We start from the raw sequence: 8,811 nt of genomic DNA, 5'->3' as shown, positions 1-8,811 counted from the left end.
GCTTATCAGTGAGCGAGGAGAATTTGGAAAACAGGGCTTTTGCAGACATCGAAAGACAGGAAAAACCCTGATTATACAGGCTGTTTCTTGATGGCGCTGTTCAATTGGTGATCATGTTTTTGCCCTGTCATTGACTCCTCAACCTGAACGCTGCCAACTTCCATCCAGTCATAGCTGGAATTTTTCCGAAAAATAACGGTGGACTCTTTATTATTTTTGATAAAGTCCGTTCCAGCACCAGGGTCAAAAACATTTCGCCCGGCTTCATCCGTTAAATAATCATTACCACTTCCACCTTCCAGGTCATCATCGCCCTCACCACCGTGTAATTCATCGTTTCCATCACCCCCTTTGAGAGCATCATTGCCTGCCCCCCCGTACAGGTAATCGTCACCAGCGCCCCCTCGGATATCATCATGACCTTCCATACCACTCAGCTGATCACCTCCTCCCAGGCCATCAATGATATCGTCACTCGCATCTCCGTATATCTCATCCCGCTGTTCAGTGGCTTTCAAGCTTTGCAACCTGATACCTTCCTGATCCCAGATGACACCACTATCAAATTCAATAAAACTGATCTTTTGTGAATTGCTGGCAGATGAAACAAAGTAACCGTGCACCCTGATGCTCTGGGCTCCAGAATCAATATCAACCAATAAGTCATTTCCTCGACGCCTAAGCACCGTCTGCTCAGGCTGAATTCCGCCGGTCAGAAGTAACTTGTTAACTCCATGAGCACTGTTTTCCTCATTGATTTCATCATGCCCATCACCACGAGTAACAATATATGTATCGCTCCCTTCACCACCGTACAGCTGGTCGGCCCCTTTGCCGCCATTAAGCGTATCGTCCCCGTTCTGACCCCGAATAGAGTCATCACCAGCTTCTCCGCTCAGGTTATCGTTACTGGAGTCGTAGCCCCAAATTTCATCAGCCCATTCAGAAGGGATGAGCGCCTTAGACTTTATCTGCTCAATATCCCAGGCGGTACCATCGGCAAACACTATTTCCTGAAGGGCATAGGGCGTAGTGACATCGCTGCGGAAGTAATGATCTACACGAATGCTGTCGCTTGAAGAAGTGATAAACACCAGATCATCGCCCTGACGGGTCACCCGAACATCGTCAGCGGTAATGGTGCTATCAAACTCAATGCGATCGACACGGCCTTCACTGTTGTCATAGTTATGGATCGAGTCCTGACCATGGCCACGACTGAATTGATAGGTATCGCTGCCCTGGCCACCGCTTAAACGGTCATTGCCTACCCCACCGGTCAGCAGGTCATCGCCCTCACCTCCATAAACGGTGTCATCTCCGTCACCAGCATCGATTGTATCGTTACCGGCCAGCCCACGGATCACATCGTTACCACCCAGCCCAGTCAATACATCATCCACAGACTCATAGCCCCAGAGTTCATCATTGCCGTCTGTTGGGATCTGAACCCTGTTTTTAACGGCATCAATATCCCATACCGTTCCATCGGCAAATTCAATCTGGTCTATGGCGTAGCCAGTGCCAGCATCGTTATTGAAGTAATCTCGAACCCGAATCGACTGACTCCCGCCGTCTATCTTGATCAGCAGGTCATAATTCCGGCGCAAAAGGGTTGTACTGCCAGGATGAATACCTTCACCCAGCTGGATTCGGTCGATATCCTCTCCCGTTGAATACTCGGTAATCGTATCGTGACCGTCGCCACGGGCTATAACATAACGATCATTCCCCTGGTCACCGTAAAGCTGGTCATCACTCAGCCCTCCGGTCAGAGTATCACCTCCTTCACCACCGTAAACGGTGTCACTCCCGTCGCCAGCATCGATTGTGTCGTTACCCGCCAGACCCCGGATCACATCATTCCCACCCAGTCCGGTCAATACATCATCGTCAGCCTCATACCCCCAGAGTTCATCATTCCCCTCAGTGGGGGTCTGAACCTGGCTTTTTACCGTGGCAATATCCCACACGGTGCCATCGGCAAACTCAATCTGGTCAATGGCGTAGCCGGTGCCAGCATCGCTGTTGAAAAAGTACTTGACCCGAATGGACTGACTCTCGCCGCCTATCTTGATCAGCAGGTCATCGTTCTGACGCAGCAACGTGGTATTATCCGGCAAAATGCCTTCACTCAGCTGGATTCGGTCAGTATCGTTGTCCGTCCAGTACTCGGTAATCGTATCGTGGCCATCGCCCTGGGCAATAAGATAGGTGTCACTACCAGAGCCACCTTCCAGCAGGTCATTTCCTGCCCCCCCAACAAGAACATCACTGTCCTTGCCACCGTAGAGCTTATCGGCTCCCATATTGCCGAACAGCTGATCATTGCCACCCTCGCCGTAGAGAAGATCATTACCGTCAGCACCTGTAAGAATATCCTGACCACTGCCAGCATAAACGATATCATTACCCTCACCACCATCAATGGTGTCACTACCGCCCTGGGCACGTATAAGATCATTACCTGCCAGGCCAACGAGCTGATCATCCGTGCCATAGCCCCATACCTCATCATCACCCTCAGTGGCCTCCATCAACTTCTCTTTGATGAAACTTATATTCCACTGTTCACCGCTGACAAATTCAATAGCATTCACGGCATAACCGCCTTCGCCATCATTTTTAAAGTAATGATTGATGGTGATCGACTCATCTGACGCTTTGAATCTCAAAATCAAATGTTCACCGGTACGGGCAATGCGAACAGCATCCGCTGTAATGCCTTCCTTGAAGCGCAGTACATCATGACGGCTTTCACTGACATCGTAGTTATTAATGGTCACATTGCCATCACCCTCACCATACAAGTAGACATCACTGCCATTGCCGCCAGACAGAATATCAGAGCCACCATTGCCATCGAGCACATCATTGCCATCGCCACCGTTTAGCCGGTCATTACCTGAAGTACCGATGAGGTAACTGTTACCACTGGAACCCGTGTGATTATTCTTCCAGAAGTTGACATCCTGAACAGAACCAGTCAGAAGATCATGGAATACTACTGCGCCAGGTACGCCCGCCAACTGCGCAGCCACAGCAGTCTCATCAATGCTAAGATGGTCTCGAAAGGTGCTGTAAACTTGGGCAAAAGCAACCGCATCGTCTGTAGATTCCAGCGTTTTGGCGTATTCAACCAGCGAGCCTTCCAGCATGGCCCCGTCAGCCACTTCAATCCGGTTATTGCTCACCGAATAGTAAGTGCCTTTAAAGGCGTCCTCCATCACTGACTGAGCAAGAAACCGGTCAGCATAATGCTGCTTCAATAAGTCAAAGCGGTTGTCCAGGTAATTGATGTCCAGTCGGCCAATTGACGGGGTTTTATTATTAGCAAACTGTGTTTCAATTTCTCCTTTAAACTCGGAAATGCCCGAAAAACTCTCCATAATCCACAGCTTTTCAACCGTGGTCAGTGGCTGCCCGGTATCCAGGCCAGCCTGCTCACGTAATGCCGTTAAACCAGACCAGTCTGCCAGCACCTTATCGAAGCTCTTATACACCGTCGCACTGTCAGTCGTGGCTAGGGTCTGTACCAGCTCCAGGGTAGAATCGTTACTGGCATAAACGGACTGCAAATCCTTAACTGAGCCGAACCCCCTTAGCAATGGCAGATAAATATTGCGCTCCAGCAAATCTTCCAGCACACTCCGGTCCAGCGTATGGGTGCCGGGATCCTTGGTAAACCGGTTATCCAGCTGCAAATCAAAGGCGGCAGCATAAACCTCTTCACCATTGATGACCGCAGAGCCTTCCGCCAGAATACGGTTACCGTTACTGTCTTTGCTGACGACGTCGTGTTCCAGGTTGATCGCCTCAATGCCCAGAGACTCTAAGGTATGGAGTTCCTCCTCCTGACTTAAACCGTCCTGATTGCTATCTTTCCAGACTTTCAGCCGGGAAAAAATCTCATCGGAACGATCGATCACCTCGTCATCATTGCTATCACCCGCATCTTTCAGCGCCTTGAAGCCATTAATCTGCGCATTACCAAACAGCTCGGTAATGTCATCAATAGAACCATTGTCGTTCAGGTCATTGACCAGCAGGCCATCAGAGGCATTGATCCAGCCAACTTTTTCAGCAATGCCGTCTTCGTCCAGATCAAAATAAGCAGTACTCGACTCAACAGAGCTGGTTGTGATATCCCCACTGGCATCCAGATCAATAGCCAGCGGGTCAAAATTTCTGACGGTCACTGCATCAGGGTCATGCTCGGGGGGGGCCTCCGGCTCTTCCTCCTTGGTTTCCAGACGAATTCCCAGATGCCCATTGGTAAAGTTATTGATGGTCAGCCCACCATTAATAACCAGGGTCTTGCCATCCAGCACATAGGTATTGCCGCCACCCTGATACTCATTGGCCGGATCGTCTTGCTTTCGAGAGCCACCGGTCAAAGTACGGTTGTTATATTCAACACGGCCATAGCCATCACTGTCAGAAAGGGTATCATTGTCTTTAACCACATAAGTGTCAAAACCATGCCCTCCTTCAAGGAAGTCTTGGTCATTATCATCACCGCCATGGAGGTAGTCAGCATCTTTACCGCCTATCAGAGTGTCCGCTCCCAAGCCACCCAGTAGAACATCTTTGCCCTCATAGCCCATCAGCGTATTGCTTTGTTCATTACCGGTAATTTCATTAGCAATATCATTACCCGTGCCATCAATGGACTGATCACCAGTTAGTTCAAGATTCTCAACATGATCTCCAAGAGTAAAAGTGGCATTAGATTTGACGGTATCAATCTCACCCTCACCTTCCTTCTCAGTCACAATATCATTAGTGCTATCTACGATGTAAGTGTCATTTCCAGCACCTCCAAACATCGAGTCCTGCCCTTCACCACCATCTAATTGATCATCTCCTGAGTCCCCATAAAGGAAATCATTACCACTGCCTCCATACAACTCATCGGAGGCAGTATCTTCAATGGAGGTTTTACCCTGTGCATAAAGATAATCAATACCTTCTCCACCATAAAGCTTGTCTTCTCCAGTTCCACCCAGCAGAGTGTCACTTCCTCCCTTGCCAATCAGAATATCGTTATCTTCTCCGCCGTAGATTTCGTTTGAATCATTTGCACCTACCAGCACATCATTACCATAACGGCCGGACAAGTTATGGTTATGTCCATCAACAGCAATCAACAAATCGCCATTGTCTTTCGATTCATTCCCTTTAACGGTAGAAGCAATAAAATCTTCTTTATTTTTGATGCCTAAAATGACTTCGCCGTCGATATTAATACTCATTTGAGTAAGATCAACATTTTCTGTAACGCCAAAACGCTTAACCAGATAAGACGTGATCGGCTTAAGTGCTTCACCGCGGTTATCAACCGTGTCTACGTTTGGAATAGCATCAAGAATATTTTTGTAGTCAACTTTTGCAGTATCTGCCCAAGCTCCCCATTCATCTTCATAAGACTGAATTTTTTCCAGATGCGTGGGCTCGATAAAACCATCTACAATATTTTTGGCTTCTTCATCAGAAGGAGGGATACTATTAAACAATCCAAATAGTTGAGATTCAAAGTATCGACGTTTGGCAATACCTCCTTCTTTATTTCCATTTGAAACGTACCTTATTTGATACCAAGCCTCAAACCGGTTCCCTTCTTGCAGAGCAGTTTTAAGTCCATCCCCAATGAGTTCATTGCCGTTATTGTACTCAAGAGAAATTAAAGCCAAACGCTCTAAAGGATATTCATTATCTTCCCATAGTGGTGTACCTTCAAAAAAACGCCTCCTAAGGACTTTTTCATAACCATTCTCACTATCTGCAAGCGAGTCGAATATTGTACGAACGCGCTGATCTGCTGTCTGTGTTCCATCACCACTATCGGCAATAACAAACTCGCCACCAAACTCAGCATCAAACCTGCCCTGCAAAGTTGGATTTATCAAATCTGCGGCATAGCTTTTAGCAGCTTTTTTTTGGTTAGCTTTGGCAGTTTCTATTTTTGCCTCAGTGAGACCATCTTCATTAATGGGATTATTTGTTATGTACTCATCAACATGATTGTCAAATTCACTTTTAATGGCGCTTGCCAAGTTTCGAATACCCTTTTCCCTATCAGCATAATCCTCATCAAACCCTAAAGATAATATTTGTTTGGCATTACCTGAAGTCATCAGGTTAAAGCCAGCACCCATTGTCGGAATCCCTTCGCTGTCCAAATATGGAGCAGGATGGATATTACCACTTTCCTCCAGCTGCAAAATGATCTGGTAACGCAAATTCTTATATTGATCCGAAGTTAAAGTTGAATGATATGTAATAGTCACACCGACACTCCTATATTATTTTAATTCACCAGATAGCTGGACCCACCCAGCATAATCACTGTAATAATTATTAAAGCTAAACAATCACTGCTTTAACGATAATGCACCGAAAAATCACAAACAGCACCTGCGCCATATTTCCCATAACCAGCATTCGCACTATCTGGTTGATAAATAACAAACAACTTGTAAGGCCGATTTTTCATGCTTTTTAATTGACCAGAAACACCCTCCAACCAAAAAACTCGCCCCTTATAGAAGAAAGGTTCACCATATTCAAATTTTAGGTAGCCTCTTTCTCCGCCAAGAAGATCAGTATCTATAAAGGGGTTTTTGTGTTGCACCGTGTCACCATATAGCCGATAAGGTAATACCATCGGATGAGGTTCCCCTTCTCGGGCGCAGGTTTCTGGTTCATCCTTATACAGAACAGTATTAATATGGCCATCATGATTGACATCCATTCTCGTGATTCGATAACGACTCCTGGAGTGCATCTCAAACGCTCGATCAAACAGCTTTTTGAATTGATCCGGGTAACGTTTATAACGATCACTGTCTGCTGTCGATATTGCCTGTAGCACTAAGCGAAGTCCGAGCCCCTCTGGTGCAGGCTTATAATCCGGCAACCTGAAATCTTTAAACTCCGGGTCTGGTACTAAGTTGCAATGCAGTGCTTCATCAATGTGCCGCTCAAGATAGGCTTTAAACTCCCTACAGAGCGGTAACCCCATATTGGCCCGAGAGTCATCTATCACAGCTTGCCCATTATTTGCAGCGCTAGCATAAATAGAACTAGTCCATCCAGAAAATGATATTGAAATAAGACAGATAATTTGCCAATATTTGACACCATAATGTAAAAAATATCTAACCATTTACAACTACCTCTCCTTAATACTCTCTTGCTTAAACCTCAAAAGCGGACTCAAAAAATACTCAATCAGTCGTCTTTGCCCGGTTTTGATCTCCACCGCCACACTCATCCCCGGTGACAGGTTTACCCGGCGATTATCCACCTGCATCCAGTCTTTTTCGATCTGGACATTGGTTAGATAACGCAGGCCCTGCTCTTCATCGGCCACGGCATCGTTGGAAATATGCGTCAATGCGCCATCGATCAAGCCGTATTTGGTAAAGTTAAAGGTGTCGATTTTGACCGCCGCACTCTGTCCTTCCTGCACAAAACCGATGTCTTTGTTTAGCACCCAGGCTTCCACTTCCATGGTTGCTTGGGAGGGGACGATCTGCATCAGCGCCTGAGCCGGTTGTACCACACCACCCACGGTATGCACCTGCAACTGCTGCACGGTGCCATCAATAGGTGCGGATATCTGCTGCTGTTCGTGCAGCTCTTTTGCCTTGATACGCTCCTGCTCCAGGCTGGCCAGCTGTCGATGCAGTTGCTCCTGCTGGTCCAGGCTTTCCCTTCGCTTTTGGGCATGGAGACTGAGCAGCTGGTGCGTAATTTGTTCCTGTTCTGCTTTCAGTTGTCGCACGGCAGCCTGTTGAGCCTTGATATCTTCCTCCAGCTCTATGCGCTTCTGTTCCAGCTCCAGGTATTGGACTTTGGAGCCGTAGTTCTTTTTATAGAGCCCTTCCAGTGCCCGGGTGCGCTCTTCAATCAACGGCAGTACCCGTTGCAGTTTGGTGACGACGGCCTCAATGGTCTGCTGTTCTGCGCCCTTGCTTTTGATCTGGCTTTTCAGGGTGTTGCTGGCGGTGGTGTAGTCCTCTATCTGCTGGGTCAGCAATTGCTGTTCAAACGTCAGCTGTTCCTTATTGCGCTCGCCGGGTTTCAGGTGACTGTTCAGTACGGGTACAGCCCGTCCCGTTGCTTCTGGTTGATCCAGGTAAGCAACAAACGCCTCCTGCCGGGCCAGCTGCAAGGCAAGGGCCGCTATTTCCTGTTTTAACCGTACCCGCTCCGCTTCGGTGACCGTATCCACCAGGGTGATCAGCGGGTCACCGGCTTTGACTTCGTCCCCTTCGCGCACATGGATGGCTTCCACCTCACCAATGACCATGGGTTGAATGGTTTTGACCCGCTCACCGGGGACGATTTTCCCCTGGGCCGTAGCCACAATGTCGATTCTTCCCACACAGGCCCAGACAATGGCCACCACAAACAGCACCACAATCACTTTGATGATTATCCGGCTGACCGGGCTGGCGGGTGTGTCTTCCACCTCCAGGGCTGCTGGCAGAAACTGACGACGGGTGTTGTCCAGAGTGTCATTGCTTTCCAGTCGGCTCAACAGGGCTTTAGTGATTTTTGCCAACAGGGATTTCATTTACACCACCTCCCGCAAACCGTGCTGATGGGCATTCAGCCTTGCATAATGGCCACCCAGTTTCACCAGCTGGTCGTGGTGGCCCTCTTCCACAATGCGCCCCTTATCCATCACAATAATCCGGTTGGCGTTGCGCACCGTGGACAGGCGATGGGCAATAATAAAGACCGTGCGCCCCTGACTGATCCGCTTCATGTTCTGCTGAATAATGTGTTCCGATTCATAAT

At 48.0% G+C, this 8,811-nt stretch carries 3 protein-coding genes and 1 pseudogene; all 4 read right to left on the bottom strand.

The annotated features are described in order from the left end of the window. Positions 1-71: 71 nt before the first annotated feature. Positions 72-5,516, bottom strand: coding sequence for a calcium-binding protein (locus ACNRUY_RS25090; protein WP_488114405.1), 5,445 nt, complete (start codon positions 5,514-5,516; stop codon positions 72-74). Between the two features lie 866 nt (positions 5,517-6,382). Next, entirely contained in the window at positions 6,383-7,168 is a 786-nt protein-coding gene (locus ACNRUY_RS25085) for a hypothetical protein (RefSeq protein WP_488114404.1), read from the bottom strand. 6 nt (positions 7,169-7,174) lie between these two features. Next, on the bottom strand, positions 7,175-8,584 hold the full coding sequence (locus ACNRUY_RS25080) for an HlyD family type I secretion periplasmic adaptor subunit (protein ID WP_488114403.1): 1,410 nt from the start codon (positions 8,582-8,584) through the stop codon (positions 7,175-7,177). Next, positions 8,585-8,811: pseudogene (locus tag ACNRUY_RS25075) on the bottom strand (hypothetical protein); the annotation flags it as partial. It lies immediately after the preceding gene.

It is taken from the genome of Endozoicomonas sp. Z74, from assembly GCF_057680865.1.
This window is presented reverse-complemented; position numbering and strand designations above follow the sequence as displayed.